The sequence below is a fragment of the Paenibacillus sp. Dod16 genome (genome assembly GCF_049893405.1).
Taxonomy (GTDB): domain Bacteria; phylum Bacillota; class Bacilli; order Paenibacillales; family Paenibacillaceae; genus Paenibacillus_AQ.
Genome location: NZ_JBNDYG010000026.1, coordinates 1 through 17,903, shown reverse-complemented (window position 1 = coordinate 17,903; position 17,903 = coordinate 1). Strand labels below are relative to the sequence as shown.

At 48.7% G+C, this 17,903-nt stretch carries 19 protein-coding genes, 2 rRNA genes and 1 riboswitch; of the genes, 2 read left to right on the top strand and 19 right to left on the bottom strand.

Annotated features, from left to right (window positions below):
• Nucleotides 1–214: 214 nt before the first annotated feature.
• The 6 genes from yabG to ACPV3A_RS18585 all read right to left on the bottom strand — a co-directional run bounded on the left by yabG (nt 215) and on the right by ACPV3A_RS18585 (nt 6,877).
• Nucleotides 215–1,117: a sporulation peptidase YabG gene (gene yabG, locus ACPV3A_RS18610; RefSeq protein ID WP_071221088.1), complete on the bottom strand. Its 903-nt coding sequence runs from the start codon at nt 1,115–1,117 to the stop codon at nt 215–217.
• A 112-nt stretch (nt 1,118–1,229) separates the two neighbouring features.
• Nucleotides 1,230–2,114, bottom strand: coding sequence for a 16S rRNA (adenine(1518)-N(6)/adenine(1519)-N(6))-dimethyltransferase RsmA (rsmA, locus tag ACPV3A_RS18605; RefSeq protein ID WP_339295224.1), 885 nt, complete (start codon nt 2,112–2,114; stop codon nt 1,230–1,232).
• On the bottom strand, nt 2,111–2,662 hold the full coding sequence (rnmV, locus tag ACPV3A_RS18600; protein WP_194540294.1) for a ribonuclease M5: 552 nt from the start codon (nt 2,660–2,662) through the stop codon (nt 2,111–2,113). The genes rsmA and rnmV overlap by 4 nt, the downstream gene beginning before the upstream one ends.
• 185 nt (nt 2,663–2,847) lie before the next feature.
• Nucleotides 2,848–4,035 carry a G5 domain-containing protein gene (locus ACPV3A_RS18595; RefSeq protein WP_426200567.1) on the bottom strand — a complete coding sequence of 396 codons (1,188 nt, stop codon included), beginning with the start codon at nt 4,033–4,035 and terminating at the stop codon, nt 2,848–2,850.
• Nucleotides 4,036–4,306: 271 nt separating this feature from the next.
• A riboswitch (cyclic di-AMP (ydaO/yuaA leader) is annotated at nt 4,307–4,521 on the bottom strand.
• Between the two features lie 204 nt (nt 4,522–4,725).
• Nucleotides 4,726–5,490: a TatD family hydrolase gene (locus tag ACPV3A_RS18590; RefSeq protein WP_426200566.1), complete on the bottom strand. Its 765-nt coding sequence runs from the start codon at nt 5,488–5,490 to the stop codon at nt 4,726–4,728.
• A 97-nt stretch (nt 5,491–5,587) separates the two neighbouring features.
• Entirely contained in the window at nt 5,588–6,877 is a 1,290-nt protein-coding gene (locus tag ACPV3A_RS18585) for an HD domain-containing protein (protein ID WP_426200565.1), read from the bottom strand.
• Between the two features lie 323 nt (nt 6,878–7,200).
• Here ACPV3A_RS18585 and ACPV3A_RS18580 point away from each other — a divergent pair, with 323 nt between their 5' ends.
• Complete coding sequence (locus ACPV3A_RS18580) at nt 7,201–7,455, top strand: AbrB/MazE/SpoVT family DNA-binding domain-containing protein (protein ID WP_006207408.1); 255 nt, start codon at nt 7,201–7,203, stop codon at nt 7,453–7,455.
• A 267-nt stretch (nt 7,456–7,722) separates the two neighbouring features.
• Here the strand turns inward: ACPV3A_RS18580 and rsmI are convergent, their stop codons facing one another.
• The 10 genes from rsmI to ACPV3A_RS18530 all read right to left on the bottom strand — a co-directional run bounded on the left by rsmI (nt 7,723) and on the right by ACPV3A_RS18530 (nt 15,812).
• Complete coding sequence (gene rsmI / locus ACPV3A_RS18575) at nt 7,723–8,616, bottom strand: 16S rRNA (cytidine(1402)-2'-O)-methyltransferase (protein WP_426200564.1); 894 nt, start codon at nt 8,614–8,616, stop codon at nt 7,723–7,725.
• A complete protein-coding gene (locus ACPV3A_RS18570) occupies nt 8,613–9,380 on the bottom strand; it encodes a tRNA1(Val) (adenine(37)-N6)-methyltransferase (protein ID WP_194540289.1) in 768 nt (255 codons plus the stop codon). Before ACPV3A_RS18570 ends, rsmI begins: the two co-directional genes overlap by 4 nt.
• A 205-nt stretch (nt 9,381–9,585) precedes the next feature.
• Nucleotides 9,586–9,954 carry a DNA replication initiation control protein YabA gene (gene yabA, locus ACPV3A_RS18565; RefSeq protein ID WP_009591928.1) on the bottom strand — a complete coding sequence of 123 codons (369 nt, stop codon included), beginning with the start codon at nt 9,952–9,954 and terminating at the stop codon, nt 9,586–9,588.
• A 32-nt stretch (nt 9,955–9,986) separates the two neighbouring features.
• Nucleotides 9,987–10,787, bottom strand: coding sequence for a PSP1 domain-containing protein (locus tag ACPV3A_RS18560; protein ID WP_071221096.1), 801 nt, complete (start codon nt 10,785–10,787; stop codon nt 9,987–9,989).
• 56 nt (nt 10,788–10,843) lie between these two features.
• Nucleotides 10,844–11,830 carry a DNA polymerase III subunit delta' gene (holB, locus tag ACPV3A_RS18555; protein WP_071221097.1) on the bottom strand — a complete coding sequence of 329 codons (987 nt, stop codon included), beginning with the start codon at nt 11,828–11,830 and terminating at the stop codon, nt 10,844–10,846.
• Nucleotides 11,831–11,915: 85 nt separating this feature from the next.
• Nucleotides 11,916–12,359, bottom strand: coding sequence for a YaaR family protein (locus ACPV3A_RS18550; RefSeq protein WP_071221098.1), 444 nt, complete (start codon nt 12,357–12,359; stop codon nt 11,916–11,918).
• A gap of 336 nt (nt 12,360–12,695) precedes the next feature.
• Nucleotides 12,696–13,025 carry a cyclic-di-AMP receptor gene (locus ACPV3A_RS18545; protein WP_006207400.1) on the bottom strand — a complete coding sequence of 110 codons (330 nt, stop codon included), beginning with the start codon at nt 13,023–13,025 and terminating at the stop codon, nt 12,696–12,698.
• A gap of 64 nt (nt 13,026–13,089) precedes the next feature.
• On the bottom strand, nt 13,090–13,734 hold the full coding sequence (tmk, locus tag ACPV3A_RS18540) for a dTMP kinase (RefSeq protein WP_071221099.1): 645 nt from the start codon (nt 13,732–13,734) through the stop codon (nt 13,090–13,092).
• Between the two features lie 85 nt (nt 13,735–13,819).
• Nucleotides 13,820–15,487 (bottom strand): aminotransferase class I/II-fold pyridoxal phosphate-dependent enzyme, encoded by a 1,668-nt coding sequence (locus tag ACPV3A_RS18535; RefSeq protein WP_426200563.1) that lies wholly within the window; start codon nt 15,485–15,487, stop codon nt 13,820–13,822.
• Nucleotides 15,488–15,626: 139 nt separating this feature from the next.
• Nucleotides 15,627–15,812 (bottom strand): sigma factor G inhibitor Gin, encoded by a 186-nt coding sequence (locus ACPV3A_RS18530; RefSeq protein ID WP_071221101.1) that lies wholly within the window; start codon nt 15,810–15,812, stop codon nt 15,627–15,629.
• A gap of 232 nt (nt 15,813–16,044) precedes the next feature.
• Between ACPV3A_RS18530 and ACPV3A_RS18525 the strand changes: the two genes are divergently transcribed.
• Nucleotides 16,045–16,566: a hypothetical protein gene (locus ACPV3A_RS18525; RefSeq protein ID WP_426200562.1), complete on the top strand. Its 522-nt coding sequence runs from the start codon at nt 16,045–16,047 to the stop codon at nt 16,564–16,566.
• Between the two features lie 96 nt (nt 16,567–16,662).
• On the opposite strand, the gene ACPV3A_RS18520 is transcribed toward ACPV3A_RS18525, so the two are convergent.
• From ACPV3A_RS18520 to ACPV3A_RS18510, 3 genes are all read right to left on the bottom strand, one after another.
• Entirely contained in the window at nt 16,663–17,100 is a 438-nt protein-coding gene (locus tag ACPV3A_RS18520; RefSeq protein ID WP_194540285.1) for a hypothetical protein, read from the bottom strand.
• Nucleotides 17,101–17,446: 346 nt separating this feature from the next.
• Nucleotides 17,447–17,563, bottom strand: a 5S ribosomal RNA gene (gene rrf / locus ACPV3A_RS18515).
• Between the two features lie 155 nt (nt 17,564–17,718).
• Nucleotides 17,719–17,903 (bottom strand): 23S ribosomal RNA (locus tag ACPV3A_RS18510); the annotation flags it as partial.

Below are 17,903 nucleotides of genomic sequence, written 5' to 3'. Positions count from 1 at the left end.
TCAGCATCAAAAATATATTGTCAACGTATTTTTTTTGACCCTGTATTTCTCGTGTGCATTTGCTTTAATATGTGCTAAATTGACAAGCTTTATGTATTTTTTTTGACAACTTTCTTAAAGAATTGAAACAAAAAATAAAAAACCCCAGCTTGTGGGGTTCTTCTCGGGTCTTTCCTCAACGGCCGATAAGCCTCTTTCAGCACACAGTATGAGCCTAACTGACCGAAGGCGTAACCTTCAATGTGGACAAATCCTGCAGCTTGGGCAGACCGATCCGGTAGCTGCCTCTCGTCTCGATTCCGCCCACGCCCTGGCTGCCGCTGATCGTATGATGAACGACATCATGAATGTTCACGGTATCCCTGACCGACGTATAGGCTGCCTTGGCGGCAACGTAGACGGGATCCAGGGCATGAATGAGGATTCGCCCCGGCGAGCTGGCAAAATTGGCTCCTGCCTGCAGCAGCGCTTCAAAATGCGATTGGCACGCTCCGGCTACAATGACCAGGGAATCCAGATTCCGCTCATATTGACGTGCTACCTGAATGGCCGTGACAAAGTTGTGTGAATTTTTATAGCTGTCCAGGCTATATAAATCGTATGGCTGTCGTCTCTTCAGAACTCCATCATGACCTGTAATTACCACGATATCAGGTCTTACCCGCGGAAGAAGACGATATAATGAATCGGCCATCCCCGACTCATTGATATAATGGCCTTCCGCTGGGACCCGAAGCTGATTGTACAAGGTCAAACTCTTCTTCAGGTATTGGGGATCCCCATCCAAATGCAGCACTTTGCCCGGCACGTCAAAATATCCTTTATCCGCAAGCTGGCCGCCTTCGATATTGCGCAGGCTGGCCAGTTGACGCTCGCTCTGCTCCTGTCTGTGCTTCTGCAGGCGGTCCAGCGACTCATTGGCTTTGATCTGTGCCTGCTTTGTTCGTTCGCTTAAGGTGGGATGCGGGACCGTGACCAGATCATCAACGGGAGCATCGGCCAGTAACCGGAATTCCGTCCCTTTGATGACGATATTGTTATTTTGCCGCATGCCTTCTACCCGGAACGTTACATCGCCGCCGTAGGATTTACGAACGACCAAGTCTCCCAAGTTCATCACAACATCACCCCTACCCTATGGTATGGGCCACTGTGACTATTGGTTCTTGGAAACATCAATTTATCGCGTCGAGACCTTCCGCGGGTCTATGGGCGCCCTAATGGCTGTATTAACGAATATCCGCGTTGTACAATATGTTGCTAAGCCGGGCATACTCTTCAATACTAAGGGTCTCGCCGCGCCGTGAAGGCTCGATGCCCGCCTCCTGCAGCAGCTGCTCCAGCCGTTCACGGCCTTCTCCCGGAAAGAACCGGCTCTTCAGATTGTTGGCAATCGTCTTCCTCCGCTGTGCGAAAGAGGCCTGGACCACCTCGAAGAAGAACCTTTCATCTTCTACGCTGACAGGAGGCTGTTCCCGTACCGCCAAGCGAATAACGGCCGAAGCGACATTCGGCTGCGGAATAAACACCGTATGCGGCACAATACAGACCAGCTTAGGCTCACTGTAATATTGAACGGCAATGCTAAGGCTGCCGTAATCCTTGCTTCCCGGTGCGGCCGCCATCCGCTCTGCCACTTCTTTCTGAATCATCACCACGATATTCTCCAGCGGCAGCTTCTCCTCCAGCAGCTTCATGAGAATCGGCGTCGTCACATAATACGGCAGATTCGCAACCACACTTACCTTCGATACGCCCGCAAAATCCTGACGGAACAGCTCATGAAGATCCACCTTCAGGACATCCCCATGATGCACCTTCACATTCTCATAGGGCTCCAGGACCTCCCGCAAGATGGGAATCAGGCGCTGATCAATTTCGACCGCGGTGACGGTTCCTGCCGTCTGTGCCAGCTTCTCGGTTAACGCACCGATCCCAGGACCGATCTCAAGCGCTCCCTTATCTTCATCCAGTCCTGCAGCCTCCACGATTTTATACAATATATTCTGATCGATGAGAAAGTTTTGACCCAGACTCTTCTTGAAGGAGAATCCATGCCGTGAGATGATCTCCTTCGTCCGTCTTGGTGTTGATATATCCTCGATCCGATTCATTGGCTTACGCCCCCTTCTTCCAGCTGTGAAAGTGCGGCCAGAAATTCTTCCCGCGATATTTGAAACATGGCCAATCGTTTATGGAATTGCTTGCTGTTGCAATATCCGATCCCGAGCAGGTTTCCCATCGTCATACGCCTTGCAGCAGCCTCCGGATGGGCTGATAATCCTGCCTCCAGCATGTCCTCCAGACTGATCAGGCTCTCTCCGCCCTCAAAGGAGGTATGTACCCGCTCCAGCGCACGCCGTATCGCTTCTGGCGAGGCATTCTCTACGCCGATATCCCCTTTGCGGGTAGCATCCGCTTCCGGAATAAAGGCATGCTTGCAGCCAGGGACACCCTGATCCACAATTTTGCGGATCCGCTCCCCTGCATGGTCAGGATCGGTTAATATAATAACGCCTCTGCGCTCCTGAGCAAGCGCTATGCGTTTCAGGATTTGTTTATTGATCGCTGAGCCGCCCGTTTCGATCGTATCCGCTTCTACGGCCCGTTTAATGGCAACGGTATCGTCTCTGCCTTCCACAACAATCACTTCTTTAATCATGCGTTTGTTCTCTTCCTTCCCAAGAAAACAGGCTTGTACAACCTCTAGGTTCTACCAACTTAGCCCTATATACTCCGTTCTTAACAAAACAAAAGAAGAGGAAATATTCCCTCTTCTTCATCATTATATATTATAAGCTAAATAGTATAGCATTAGAATGGTATTGTAAATTGGAATTCATGCGTCTAGTTCAATTCAGGTTTAACCGGACCGATCACGTAAACGGTGCGGCCGCTCTTCCGGCCGAAGTTTATGGCCGATTTCAGTGAATCATAATACACATCGATTTTGTTGCCTTTGATGGCACCGCCCGTATCTTCTGCACGACGGAAGCCAATGCCTTCGATATAGACCCACCAGCCGATCGGGATGATGTTAGGATCAACGGCGATGGTGCGTCCTTCTGTAACGCGTGTACCGGATGCAGTGCGTGTACCGATTCCCTGCTGCTCAGCGGAATACGCCGTCATCGACACGTTGTTCAATACCTTGCTGTATTTAAAATCAACGCCTGCCCGAGAAACCACGTTGTTCTCGACAGCCTTGGCGGTCGTTACTTTTTTCGTGCCGGACAATTTAGCCGGTTTAGCCTTTACATCGGTGGCTGCCGCCTGAACGATGACAGGCTTCTCTACTTTTTTCGTGCCAATAGCAATGATTTTATCCTTCGTTCTGCGTTCAATCTCTTGGGAGACCTTCGTCTTGGAAACCAGCTTGCCATTGTGGTAGACCTTCTCATAATGGTTCACCATGAGACCAGGCTCGCCCCGCTGAATAACGCGGTTATCCCCTCTCTCAAGCGATGGGTCGGCTGTTTTGATCACGCGGAAATTGCGATCCTCCGTCTCCTTAACTTTTTGTTTCGTGACGCGAACGACATCGATATTCATATTGCTGGTCAGCTTCGTGTTCTGTGCCGGTTGTACTATATCTTCACCCTGGATCGTAATACCAGCCTCTTTAAGTACATGATCAACCGTATCCTGGGATGTAAATATGGTTTTGGTTGTGCTGCCTACTGTAACTTTGACTGGAATTGCCCGGTCAATGATGATCCGGTCTCCATCCTGGATCGCGCCGTTTAAAGGCATCGAAATCTGATCCTGAGGACTCAACGTGATCGCTTGCTCATCCAGCAATTCCTGCAGCAATGATCCACGTGTTTCTACTGTGGTGACACGACCATCGACGACAAGCTGAACCTCCTTGCCTGCCTGATCATGTACGACCAACGATATGAGAAGTGATACCGTAACGGCACCCATGGCACCGAGCAACATCAGTTGACGCAAATTGTCATGCTTCCATCTCAATGCGTAAGACATGCTGGATGATTGTGATTCATGGGTTTCTTCAGGTTGAAAAATGCCCACTATTCCATCCTCCTTCATAGTCCCGCCGTCTAGGTAAACGCATGAATGCATTTGACGTGACTATAGCAATTTTTCTCACAAGGCGCCCTGCTATCTATCTACACCCTGCGTCAATTCCCGTCTTTCCGTCCATGTACCACCACCCCTTGTTTACCAAGAGTATGATGATCCCCTCTCCATTATTCAAAAATAAAAGAAAGCCATTGAAAGAGTACTAGAGGCTCTAACGTGGCTTCCTGATGATTAGAATCATGGAAATGGTATGCACGAGAATTCCCCTCTTATTTCGCTTACGGAGTTAGCTGTCGGGTTCGGACGTAAGAGAGACGCCCTAGATCCGGATACCCGCTCATGGCGAGATCCTTCAAATTCACCCCAAAGACCCGAAAAAGAAATCAAATACAGCTGCGCGCATTCAGACCAGTATGCACGGCGGTATCGGTTCCCCCGTTCCCCAAAATTTCGGAGATTAAGCGAGACGGTTCATGAAATATTCGGCCGCGATCTGCACATCGCAGCTTCTTATCACTGAAAAGATGATATCCTGTTTGTATGCAGGTTGTAAAGCAACATTCAACCACATTTTCTCATGTAAAAGTTTAAATATTGTAATATCAACGCCTTTTCTGATTAAAAAACTTTAATTAATCGAAAATGCTCCCTTTTTCATCGCTTTTGCTCTCGTTTTCGTTAAATACCAAATCGTTCCAGCGCATTTTGGGTGGTAATTTGGGCCAATTCCTCATAGGACAACCCTCTAATTTCGGCTGCCGCCTCCGCCACCAATTTTACATAAGTGGTCTCATTTCGTTTCCCGCGGAAGGGATGAGGTGTTAGGTAAGGGGAGTCCGTTTCGATCAATAATCGATCAAGCGGAACCTGCGCCAAAACCTCTTTGGGCTGCTTTGCATTTTTGAAGGTAATCGGCCCGCCAAACGAAATATGGAATCCCATATCGAGACATATTTTGGCCGTTTCCCAGCTTCCGGAGAAGGAATGCATGACACCGCCCACCTCGGAGGCTTTTTCCTCGCGCAAAATTCTCACGATATCTTCATGCGCATCCCGATTATGAATGACAATCGGCATGTTCAATTCCCGGGCCAGTCCGATCTGACGCCGAAGCACTCGGTGCTGAACTTCTTTCGGAGACGTATCCCAATAATAGTCCAAACCGATCTCTCCTATAGCCACCACTTTCTCGTGACTGCACAAAGAGGCGATCCAATCCAGGTCCTGATCCTCCATGGTAATGGCGTCTACAGGATGCCAGCCTACCGCTGCATATATAAAATCATAGGTTTCTGCCAGCTTCATCGTAGTCGGAATCGTCTCCCGGTTAAATCCAATATTGATCATCCGGGTCACGCCGGCTTCGAGCGCCCGCTGGATTGCCTCTTCCCGGTCTTCGTCGAATTGGGGAGCATCCATATGAGTGTGCGTGTCGAACAACATAAAATCCACACTCTCCTTCCTGTCGTTTCTGTGTCGTATATCTTCCATTAGCTGGGTAAATTGCAGATAAACCAAATGTTCCTGTTTTCCACCTAGGTTAATGTTGTTGTTTAAAAACACTGGCTATCTTATCCGGCATTTGAGCCAGCAGCGGACTTACCTTCTCCTCCGGATAATAAAGATGGTACCGTCCTTTATGAATGCCGCTGATCGAGCGTACAATATCGGATACCTCCGAGATTTCCTTCAGCTCATCATGCCGATCCAGAAGCAGGATTTGCTTCTCGTTAAGCGGCATATCGGAATGAACCTTATCATAAGGAAGATCCGTTGGAAAATCAATCTCCAGGTCATATTCCGGATGCAATCCCACGGCACTGAATGCGTGGCGTATCCCGTCGATGGTCTCCAGATCGATGTTGTCGATTTCTACATATTTGTAGAGCTTTCGGTGCATGAAACGGCCGCATAATTCGCTAAGAAGAGGATCTTCCTCCTCCGTCCATTGCAGAAAGGCCGTTTGGATCAGAGCTTCATCAAGGCGCAGATATTGATTCACCCCGATATTCCCCGAAAACAACGCAGGAAGCGGTTCGATCATGAAACGAAAAGCATATCCACGGTCATGCAGTTCCTTGGCCCGGCGGAAAATTTGGCGCAGGATAATTTCGGAGCTTCGGGTGACAGGATGAAAATACACCTGCCAGTACATCTGATACCTTGACATCAGGTAATCCTCTACGGCATGCATACCCGATTCCTTCACGACGACCCGATCCCGGTACGGCCGCAGCATCCGCAAGATCCGGTCAATATCAATCGTTCCGTAATTGACTCCCGTATAATACGCATCCCTTAACAAATAATCCATCCGGTCTGCATCCAGCGGACTAGTGACCAGGTTTATCACAATCGGCTTGTCGTAGGTTTTGTTAATAACCGAAGCCACTTTCTCGGGGAAATCCGCTCCAAGCTCCCGCAGTACCTGATTGACGCAAGTATCCCCAAGCAGGATCCGGCATGTCCAATCCTCGTGATTCATATGAAAAGCTTCTTCTATAGAATGAGAAAAGGGCCCATGCCCCAAATCATGCAGCAGAGCCGCGCAGAGGGCAACTTGCCTTTCCTCGGCAGGCCAATCGGAGTACCCCCTCCGTTCGAATTGAGAGATGATTCTTCTCGTAATTTCATAGACTCCCAGTGAATGGGAGAATCGGCTGTGCTCGGCCCCGTGAAAGGTCAGAAATGAAGTCCCGAGCTGTCTCACCCGGCGGAGCCGCTGGAATTCCGGGGTATCGATTAATCGCCATATGATATCGTCTTGCACATGAATATAATTGTGGACGGGATCCTTAAACACTTTTTCTTCCGAAATTGGTGAATGCATTCCATCTCAACTCCTTATCGTTTTGATTTGGGTTTTTGCCGATAAACACTTCTTTTGACATCTAATGTCGAACCATGTCGAATAAGGTAAAATTACGCTTTCCAAATCGACAAATAGAAAACCGCAGCAAAAATTGGTTCGTTTATGGTAATTACGTTGCTATACAAGGGTTTCGTTCACTATACTTTCGTAAATAGGTTCCGATTTTTCAAAAATATAGGTTGACTGTTTTGGGAATCGTTGGTACTATAAATAACATAAAAACTAGAACTATGTCGAATTATGACTTTTTTAAATTATGGCGAGAGGGGCATTTATAAGTTATGATGAAATCAACAGGAATTGTAAGGAAAGTCGATGAGCTTGGACGGGTCGTCATTCCAATTGAGTTACGCCGTACGCTCGGAATTGGTGAGAAAGATGCATTGGAGATTTATGTAGACGGCGAACGCATCATGCTTAAGAAATATGAGCCTGCCTGCATCTTCTGTGGTAACGCTGAGAATGTCACTTACTTCAAAGGTAAAATTGTTTGCCATGAATGTATCTCGGAAATCCCTACACCTGTGACAAATTAAGATTTTTAGTATATAATAGCATTATTACATTTTGTTAATTCTAACCTTTTTCATATCTCCTTGGTGCCTTCCTCGGCTATGAACCCGGCCGCAGGAGGGTCTTTTTTTGATATTAAAGAATTTATAAGTTTTCAGCGAAGTGAGCAATTCTTTAATCGCATTTATTTATATGTTTTGGGGTCCCCGCAAAGGATTTGAATAAACATCGAAGCATAGGCCCCACTTTGTGGGGCTATTTGTTATCCCCCTGCGCCGAGTTACGCTAGATCACGAATCCGTCAGGAGTGCATTATAAATATCCCGCTTCGATACACCGCGATCACTCGCGGTTTTTTTCATGGCATCCTTGCGGCTTAGTCCTTCCCGCTCATAATGTTCCACATGCTCCTGGAGCGAAAGCTCCTGCCACCAGGCATTTTTCTCTTTAAGCTCCTCTTCTGCACTGCCGGCTTCAACCACCAAACAATATTCTCCCAGCGGCGGATGCTCCGTGAGCCAGTCCAGACATTCGGAGATGGTTCCGCGCAAGAACTCCTCGTAGCGCTTGGTTAGTTCGCGAGCCAAGGTCACCTTCCGATTTCCCAGTACCTCCTGCAAGATCTCCAGGGTCTTTTTCACGCGATGCGGAGATTCATAAAATAATAACGTTCCCTGCGCCGATTGCAAAGCTTGCAGCTGCTGGACGATATCTTTGCGCTCCCGCGGCAAAAAGCCGATAAACGTAAACCGTTCGGTCGGCAAACCCGAAACGATTAGGGCGGAAAGAGCGGCATTGGCCCCCGGGATCGGAATGACCGAAATGCCCGCTTCAATCGCAAGTGAAACCAGATCACTGCCAGGGTCCGAAATCGCCGGCAGACCGGCGTCGCTGACGAGTGCCACATTTTTTCCTTCTATTATATAACGTATGATTTCAGGCCCGCTGGCCGCCTTATTATGCTCGTGATAACTAAACAGCGGTTTGGCCGGAATTTCGAAATGGGTCAGCAGCTTGTGTGACTGCCTCGTATCCTCTGCGGCGATAATATCGCACTCCTGAAGGATGCGCACGGCTCGATAGGTCATATCCTCCAAATTACCGATCGGCGTTGCCACCAAATACAGAGAGCCCGGGCTCCCCTCTCCCTGGTCGGCATAACTTTGCTGTACAAGATTTCTCATTCGTTCGTCTCATCCTTATGTGTTCCGTAGTAAATTTCCATAAAATCCGGTCCGTAGTTTCCTTGCTCATCATACACGATCAGCGGGGGCTTCAGCCGAACCTCAGGCTTCCCGTCCCGAATCCCCTCGATAAGCACCATGTTCGCTTCCATATTCACGCGCGGATGGACAAAGCGGATGACTTTGGGCTCAATCCGGTATTTGCTCATCAGCGTAATGATTTCTGCCAGCCGCAGGGGCTTGTGGACCATGCTCATCTTCCCGCCTTGGCGAAGCAGTCTTGCACAGGATTCAATTACTTCCTCAAGCGTACAGTGAATTTCATGCCTGGCAATCGCCTGGTGCTCATTCAGCTTCAAGTCGCTGCCGTTCATCGGCATATAAGGCGGGTTGACCGTAATCAGGTCGTACGCTCCATACCCTTTTTCCTTGTACAGTTCCCGCAGATCTCCTTCATGAATCGTGATCTGATCCTGCAGATCATTCATCTCGACGCTCCGTCTGGCCATGTCTGCAAGTCTGGGCTGAATCTCAATCCCCTCGATCGGCGCTCCTGTACGTGTTGACAGCAGGATCGGAACAACTCCGTTTCCCGTGCACATATCCAAAATACGGCCCCTGCGCGGAATGCTGGCAAACCTGGCGAGCAGGACGGCGTCCATGGAAAAGCTGAATACCTCCTCACTCTGGATGATGCCAAGCTCATGGGTAAGCAGATCATCAATCCGCTCGGATGGTTGCAATAACACTTCTTTCAATTTCATAGTTTCAACCCTTTATCTCCATAATTCCAAACACGCTCTTCTGGTGTATCGGCTCTCTACATAGTACCTGATAAAATGAAATACATAAAAGGCTGCTCTTCACATTGCATGACAAGCAGCCGTATGGTATTTTTTCAATCGCGATCCTTACAGTATAACCTTTCCATTCTAGAAAAAAACCGTAGGCAGTTTCTCCTACGGCTTCTTATTTATTCAAAAAAGATAAGCAGAACAGGCAATCCCCTTCCGTCCGCAGATGTCCGTAATAGACATTGCAGATGTGGAAGCCTTCATGATACAGCCGAGCCAGGTTATCATATCCCTCGCCGACCACATCTTCATGTTCCTCATCCTTCACATGAGGCTGAGGTTGTAAAGCCACTGGGTTTTCCAATTCTGCCGGATTGACTTCCCGCTTTAAAATTTTCCGGAGCTGTTCATTTTCAAGACTGAGGCGATGGTTCTCTTCCAGCAGTTCCTTGATGACCAGCTTAAGTCCACCCAGTTCACTGTGTATATGTCCCATCTGTGTTTCCAACTCTTGAATGAGCACAAAAATGTTTTTCTTCTCCAAGTCTACACCCCGAAAATAAACATTCTATTGGACTATTTGATGACAACGTCATCCATTGGAAGTTCCTTAACCTTACCAATTTCAAACAGCTGAACATGAACCGTCCGCTTATCCGCATTCAGTCCGACTACTTTGCCTTCTCCAAGCGAAGTAACGACCATTTTCCCAGCGGATGGAAGCTCTTCTTTCACGCTTTCATAATTATCATGCTCAAACTTCAGGCAGCACATCAATCTTCCACATAGCCCGGAAATTTTAGTCGGATTGAGCGATAGGCTTTGATCCTTTGCCATCTTGATCGATACCGGCTCAAAATCACCAAGCCATGAGGAACAGCACAGTACGCGTCCGCAAGGTCCAAGACCGCCGAGCATTTTTGCTTCATCGCGAACTCCAATCTGGCGAAGTTCGATTCTTGTACGGAATATACTGGCCAGATCCTTGACCAGCTCACGGAAATCCACACGGCCTTCCGCCGTGAAGTAGAAAATGATTTTGTTGCGGTCAAAGGTAAATTCCACATCGACCAGCTTCATTTTCAGTTCGTGATCCCGAATTTTATTTAAACAGGTGGTGAATGCATCCTTAGCCGCTTGTTTGTTCTCTTCAACCACACGGGCATCAGAATCACCAGCGATCCGAATGACCTTCTTGAGCGGAAGGACAACGTCTGATTCACCGACCTCCTTCTTTCCTATCACAACTTGACCATACTCAATACCTCTCGCGGTTTCCACAATGACGGATTGTTCCTTCTCCACTGGCAGGTCGAGCGGATCAAAGTAATATATTTTGCCCGCCTTCTTAAAGCGGACACCTACTACACTGTACAAAAATAAACCCCCTTGTGCCTGTACATAATGGCCATTCTGCGGGCCTGGGGGTCTTCTCACGCCGGAGTGTTACCGCCCAAACCCATCAATAACTGCTCTAAACTGAGCTGTCCATTGACATTATAGCGTAACTTCTTCTGACACTCTGCGGCCAAATCCATGTATGACACCCACTGTGCTGTGCTGCGGGCTGATGCATGACCAGAGATATACTCTGCCTGATCTATGAAAACGAGAGACTCTTTCCTTCCATACTGGACATGGATCATGTCCTTAAACCATAAATGAAACATACTGAACAATAGGTCCAGATGATCTGAGAGTTCGGTTTTGAACACTTTTTGACTCGCTGTGATGATCGCTGAGCCGCTGCGGTTCAAAGACTCCTTCCCTAATTGTAACACTACGTTTCTAATTTCTGCAAACCAATTCTCACTCAATATTTTCCTGCACTCATCAAGTCCTGATGAAAGGTGAACTGCGCAGCGTACAAGTGCGGCAGGATAACCCTCCCCTACAAGAACCTTCTCCATCATCTGCGGATCTAAAGCCCTGAACGGAACCTGCTGGGATCTCGATTGAATGGTGGGCAAAAGGGCCTGTCCGTTCTCGGCAATCAGAATCGCTACAGCCGGCGCTTGGGGTTCCTCCAGAAATTTCAGCAGGCTGTTGGCTGCCTGTGTGGTCATCTTCTCCGCCCGGTCAATGATATAAACCTTAGGATTGCGATTCTCCGATCGATAAGAGAATATACGCTGAAGATCGCGAATCTGATCGATCTTAATGCTTGCTCCATCAGGCTCAACCAATGTAAGATCGGGATGGTTGCCATGATCTACCTTGCGGCATTCCAAACATTGGCCGCAGGCATCGTCTTCAAGTTCCGTACAAAACAAAGCCTTGGCAAACGTAAGCGCCGTCTGCATCTGTCCGGCACCATGAGGGCCGCTAAACAGATAGGCATGACTGACCGCATTACGGCGCAAGGCATTTTGCAGCAGTTGCTTCGCAGTCTCTTGACCTACGATATCATTAAAAGACATAAGTCCTCACTTTCTATCAATCCTTCATGATCCTCCTCCATGTGGAGCAGTCATGAATTACGATACGCTTCCTTGCTTTTTGCAGCTAGAATACAAGATTGATCAGCATGCCTCGAATTTCACCAACTCGGTTCAGCAGATCAATTCTCCCCTGCTCCGTATCCAGCAGTTCATCCGCCATTGCGAGCAGCGCAGAATCGACTTCATCGATTACATTATACCGCTTTCCGCGTCCCCGGCGGTCCCAGCCGCGCGTTTCTTTCATTTTCACACCGCGACGTACCGTTTCCTCCAGGAATCGGCGAACCATCAATTTATACGCTTTGAGCTCTCGAACGGTCATCGCCTTAGCCAATCGATCACCTTGCATTGCAATTTCACGCATTTGACGACTCAGCTCTTCATGGGTCGCACGTTCTCCCTGCTGCTGCATCATATCCGAGAACGATCGCTTCTGAATCGGTCTGGCGTTGCCATCCGGCACCGTGAGTTCGCTTTTCATGGGCCGAAAGCCCGGATTGATCTTCACCTGAATCCACCGCCTATTGCGTTATTTCTTGCATCTAATAAAACGGAGGCATCGGTACGTTCATATCGAACAAACCTGTGCCTCACGTGAACGTACCTTGAAATGGATTGCTTGTCAAGCGATTTACTAACAATTATCGATAAATTGGACGATTATCCGGAATTCATTGAAATCATCCATCTATTAAGATCATCTCCCGAGTGCGGCGATCTACGGTAACTATTTTTATTATGATACAGAAGTGGTTCAGAAGACTTTGGTGACAGGAGAACACAGCCGTCAAATATCCCAATAAAAACATCCGTTACGTATCTATCGCAGATCCAGAAAATGAATTTAGAAATGCTCGAATCGTTCTACAGGGAGAACAAACACGGTTGCGCCACCAACCTGCACTTCGACCGGAAGCGGCAAGTAGGAATCGGTTGTACCACTCATAGGGGTTACCGGGGTGACCAGCTGTTCACGAACTTTACAGCTTGTGCGAATGACACTGAGCACACTTTCAACCTGTGAATCGTCTACCCCGATCATAAAGGTGGTGTTCCCCGCCTTCAGGAAGCCGCCTGTACTTGCAAGCTTTGTTGCCCGAAAATTAGCTTTGACCAATGCGGCGGAGAGACGGTTGCTATCTTTATCCTGGACAATCGCAACTATCAATTTCATGGTAAACCCTCCTTGTTTATTTGGACATCGTATGTCCTTAACAGTACTTATTTGACAAACAACCTCAAAAATCCTTTAATATCGCGTCTTCCAAGTGACGAATCATTTCTCTTTCCACCTGAGTCGGCGTTTTGGAAGCATCCACAATGCGAATTCGATCCTGATTACGTTCTGCTACCAATAGATAGCCTTCCCTAACTTTCTCGTGAAATGCCATGGTCTCCATATCCAGCCGATTCAATTCCCGTTCTGCATTTGCCGTGATCCGGGACATGCCAATCTTCGGCTCCACATCAAACAACAGCGTTAGATCCGGCATGCGGGTATCAATCGCAAATTGATTGATGTTCCATACCTCCTCCATGCCCAGTCCGCGTGCATATCCCTGGTAAACCAGACTGCTGTCCACGAACCGGTCACACAGTACAGTCAAGCCCTGGCTCAAAGCCGGCTCCACCTTCTCCACAAGATGCTGACGGCGGGCTGCCGCATACAACAATGCTTCGGTGCGTGCATCCATCGCGGTATGCTCCGGATCGAGAATAATGGAGCGGATCTTCTCCGCAATCTCAATGCCGCCGGGCTCACGTGTAATCAGATACGGAATCGAATGGTTCTGCATAAAGGCAGCGAGTCTGCCCATCATGGTCGTTTTTCCGGATCCGTCTCCTCCTTCGATGGTAATAAATAGTGGTCTGCGATTATTCATAGCGTATCCTGCTTTCATCATTTGTTGATCGAGGAGCTCTAAGTTATACACTCCGGTATACCAGCGTAAAGTGGAGTTCCTTCCTTCACGTTTCCTTATAAACGACAATGGTTTGCAGCGTTGGATCGGATATCCCCTGGCATTTCGCCCCTGCATGCCTTAATACCAGGAGCCTCTGTTCCATTTCCGCTGTGATGTGTTCGCCTGGGTATAAGATCGGTATGCCTGGCGGGTAGGGAATAACCATCTCCGCCGCCTTTCGCCCAGCGCTCTTCGCTAACGGCACCGATTCCAACCTCCCCCTGTCAATCGGCTTGAGTGAGAAAGGAATTGGGGCCGAATAAGGAGTCTCTGCGGACAAATTGTTCCACGTGGAAACATCGGAGATCAGTCTTGCGTCAGTTAACAATTTATCATCGGTATCGAAATGATTGGAATCCATATCCTCGTGGGCCTCTCGCGGCTCATAGCTCATGAAATCCCCCTGATCCCGCAGTGTCCGGATCAGTAATTCCGTGCTCTCTGCCGTAGCGCCTGGTTCGGTTCCGATCCCTTCTGTCTTCTCCCCCTGCTCTACAATATGCACAAGAGCCCATAAGACGTGATTCGCATCTTCCCGAGTCGATGCCAGCGTAAACAATAAGACGACGCGCTGCTCGTCACTCATCTCCGGCACACAGCCGCGCGCCTCTAGTGCGCGCTGGAGTGCATACCCGCTCAGGGACCCGGTGCGGTCATAGATGACCGCCTTGAACGGGTCCTGGCGGGTATACGCCGCAGCGGCCGTGCCCGCGGCGTGGCCCCCGGGCTGCGGTGGCTGCAGCAGCCCGAAGCGCGGCAGCTTCGCGAGGCCGCGCCGGAAGGTCTCCACGGCGGCCAGGCCAGCCGTGAAGGCGCCTGCGCCCTGCGTGTGCAGCAACCGCCGCGCCAGATCCAGCGAAGCCATGAGCGGGTACGAGGGGCTGGAGCTCTGCACCATGGCCAGCCGCTGGCGCAGCAGGCTTCGGTCCAGCAGCCCGCCCTGTACATGCAGCATGGCTCCCATCGTCATGGCGGCTAACATCTTGTGTGTGGATTGAACCACACCATCCGCCCCGCATGACAAAGCGTTCATCGGCAGCTGGGGATGCTGTCCGTAATGAGCTCCGTGCGCTTCGTCCACCAGCAGTGGAATGTCGCGCTTATGGCACGCTTCCGCGAGCGGCCTTAAGTCGCTCCCCATCCCGTAGTAGTTCGGCATCGTGACGATCGCCCCACGTGCCTCAGGGTAGGCCTCAAGAGCCGCTGCCAGCGTAGCCGCAGATGGAGCAATGGCTAAACCGCTTGGCTTGTCCATCTCTGGCTGAAGAAACACCGCCCTTGCACCCGCCAGCATCAATCCGTTCAACACAGACTTGTGTACGTTCCGCTGTACAAGCACGATATCGCCCGGTTCACGGCAAACCGTCAGGATTAGCGCCAAATTGCCGGCTGTACTTCCCCCCACCAGGAAGAAGCTTTCCTCTGCGCCAAAACAATCTGCAGCCAGCTCCTGTGCTTCCTGAATAACGCCTTCCGGATGAAATAAATCATCGGTTCCGGTAATTTCCGTCACGTCAATGCGCATGGCCTCTTGCAGCATCTCCGCAGCGTTACCTTCTTCTGCATATGCCCTGCCATTTTTATGACCAGGTACATGAAAAGATGAAGCCCCACGTTCTCGATACCATATTAAAGCTTCTGCAAGTGGGGCACGCTCTCTATGTGTAGTCATCGACATATCCCTTCGGATTACATTCTCTAACCTATTTTAACGCAATTTGAAACCTACGCCTACGTCTCCATGCACGGAAAGCCCCCTCTAAACAAAAAAAGGCCTTTCATTCAGGCCCATTTGACGCGTGTACCCGCATCTATGCATTTTTCGGCATGGCAATCTGTTTTAATTGACGAATAAAAAAATGATATTTGGCATCTTCCGCACTGGTATGAACGATTTCGGACTCACATTCCTCGCATACGAATTGCGAGACAATGGTGATTCCCTCTGTCTTCGTCTGATTGCATATGATACACACGTGTTCGGTCAATTCTTCCATAACCATCCCACCTTGATCCTTTTCCTATTAGTATGACACAGTTTCTATTATTTTAAACCTTTTCATAGGATATCGGTCTACGCTTTATGTATATGTACCCCTTGGTGCCCTTGTGTCTGTACCTTTTTTTTCAGCTTAATAAAAATATGATTTTGTCCGATAAAGACATAAAAGACTTAATCTTCTCGTCTATCGAAATTCACTTCTACTTAAAGGGGGACGGCATAGCCCAATGGCAGATCCACATGATCAAGCCACCTTTTATCACTATCGATTAATTAAGAAAATCCAAATTCCCAAAAGCTTGCTCATCCTCTACTTAAGTTTGCCTTGGCTAGCAGCGGCTGCAGGTGCATTTTGGGTGTCACCGTATTTCCTGCTCTATCTGCTAATCGCCTTTCCGCTTATGTTATGGATCCAGTATGTCGTCGGACATACCGTGCTCGTCCTATTGGGAGCAAGCTACCGTAAACGTTGGCGCTTCCGTCTGAGGTTGCCTTGGCTTGGTTATATTCCGGATCAACACGTCAGCCGTCGCGTATTTAATTTAGTGCAGTTCTATACCTGTTGGGTGGGGATTGTCTTAAGCGCTATCATGGCCTTCTGGTCTCCGCTGCCTTTTGCCATTACGCTTCTGTTCTGGCATCTTTGGCTCCTTCTCCCGCGCGGCTATACGATGCTGCGTCTGAGCGGCCAGCGTAAAGATGGCATGTTGAAAATGAATGAACAGGACATCTCCTACTACCTGCAATAATGTTGAAGCTTCTGCATCCATCACTACATAGCGCTATAAACCCGATTTCCGTTTCAAACTAAATAAAGACCTCATTCCGAAGTCGGAACGAGGTCTTTATTCATTTGCTTTATTGCTTTCCAATCCTTGTATGGCTTGTTTTTTTAGCTGTGCCGGAACCGTGATTATAAGAAAATCGTCATGCACCGATAGGTGGACGATACTTTTACCTTTTTCAAAAACTAAAGAAGAACCGTTATCTTCAACTTCTTTCTGCTTCCATCCCCACGACTCAATCTCTTCCAGGTAGGCTTCAGGAATGCTGTCGTCTCCCTTTAAGCCCGGAAGCGCATACCGTACATAATCCAAGTCACTAATGCCTGTGGTTTGCTCCGTTTTATTCGCTTCCTTCGGAACCGGGAATGACTTCACATTCGCCGCGCCGTCAAAGGTTTCCCAGCTTGGTTTTGTGGATGCCCCACATCCGGATCCGATCAACACGATCGTAACCGCACAGATCATCCCTGCCACATGCAGACCACGTTTACACAACATGTAATTGTCCTCCTTCCCCCACAATAACCGGTCTCCAGATGAGTATTCATAGTTGGTTGGTTAATGGAGAACCTTCCAATCAGGCCTTATTTCCTACTGCCTGCGCATATCGGTAATCACATTCCCGATTATACCTAATTCTATTATACTGATTTTTGGCATGGTATCGGTAACAAAATCTTCATCTGTTTACGTCAATTTTAGGATCATGTTATATAACAGAGAAGCTGCTGACATCACGCTGCAGCATATATCATTAGTCGGACAATCTCTAAATCTGCACTTCATCAAAACTTCGGTGAATACAAATAAAAACCACCATCGATTACATCGACAGTGGTTTTTCGCTTGGCGACGTCCTACTCTCCCGGGACCCTTCGGTCCAAGTACCATCGGCGCTGGAAGGCTTAACGGTCGTGTTCGGTATGGGAACGCGTGGAACCCTTCCGCCATCGCCACCAAACGGCTCAGATGCTTGATCACCTGAAAACTAGATACGAAACGATCTTTGCTGCACATTAGAATTCGTAGCATTCACCCGATGTGGTATCGGGGTCCCCGAAAAGTATTCGGTGTCAGCTTCAAAGCTTCACTTCACTTCACTTTTTGGGGTGTTTTTTGGATAAGCCCTCGACCGATTAGTATTGGTCAGCTCCATGCATTGCTGCACTTCCACCTCCAACCTATCTACCTCGTCGTCTTCAAGGGGTCTTACTAATTGGGAAATCTCATCTTGAGGGGGGCTTCACGCTTAGATGCTTTCAGCCATCTTGAGGGGGGCTTCACGCTTAGATGCTTTCAGC

What these genes read in the sequence shown, in the direction of transcription:
- rsmA (WP_339295224.1), bottom strand. Translation starts at nt 2,114, where the DNA reads ATGAATCGGATCGAGGATATATCAACACCAAGACGGACGAAGGAGATC.
- ACPV3A_RS18585 (WP_426200565.1), bottom strand. Translation starts at nt 6,877, where the DNA reads ATGCATTCACCAATTTCGGAAGAAAAAGTGTTTAAGGATCCCGTCCAC.
- ACPV3A_RS18525 (WP_426200562.1), top strand. Translation starts at nt 16,045, where the DNA reads ATGGCAGATCCACATGATCAAGCCACCTTTTATCACTATCGATTAATT.
- ACPV3A_RS18535 (WP_426200563.1), bottom strand. Translation starts at nt 15,487, where the DNA reads ATGACTACACATAGAGAGCGTGCCCCACTTGCAGAAGCTTTAATATGG.
- ACPV3A_RS18545 (WP_006207400.1), bottom strand. Translation starts at nt 13,025, where the DNA reads ATGAAATTGATAGTTGCGATTGTCCAGGATAAAGATAGCAACCGTCTC.
- tmk (WP_071221099.1), bottom strand. Translation starts at nt 13,734, where the DNA reads ATGAATAATCGCAGACCACTATTTATTACCATCGAAGGAGGAGACGGA.
- ACPV3A_RS18520 (WP_194540285.1), bottom strand. Translation starts at nt 17,100, where the DNA reads ATGTTGTGTAAACGTGGTCTGCATGTGGCAGGGATGATCTGTGCGGTT.
- ACPV3A_RS18530 (WP_071221101.1), bottom strand. Translation starts at nt 15,812, where the DNA reads ATGGAAGAATTGACCGAACACGTGTGTATCATATGCAATCAGACGAAG.
- ACPV3A_RS18570 (WP_194540289.1), bottom strand. Translation starts at nt 9,380, where the DNA reads ATGAAATTGAAAGAAGTGTTATTGCAACCATCCGAGCGGATTGATGAT.
- ACPV3A_RS18580 (WP_006207408.1), top strand. Translation starts at nt 7,201, where the DNA reads ATGATGAAATCAACAGGAATTGTAAGGAAAGTCGATGAGCTTGGACGG.
- rnmV (WP_194540294.1), bottom strand. Translation starts at nt 2,662, where the DNA reads ATGATTAAAGAAGTGATTGTTGTGGAAGGCAGAGACGATACCGTTGCC.
- yabG (WP_071221088.1), bottom strand. Translation starts at nt 1,117, where the DNA reads ATGAACTTGGGAGACTTGGTCGTTCGTAAATCCTACGGCGGCGATGTA.
- holB (WP_071221097.1), bottom strand. Translation starts at nt 11,830, where the DNA reads ATGTCTTTTAATGATATCGTAGGTCAAGAGACTGCGAAGCAACTGCTG.
- ACPV3A_RS18590 (WP_426200566.1), bottom strand. Translation starts at nt 5,490, where the DNA reads ATGTTGTTCGACACGCACACTCATATGGATGCTCCCCAATTCGACGAA.
- rsmI (WP_426200564.1), bottom strand. Translation starts at nt 8,616, where the DNA reads ATGAGAAATCTTGTACAGCAAAGTTATGCCGACCAGGGAGAGGGGAGC.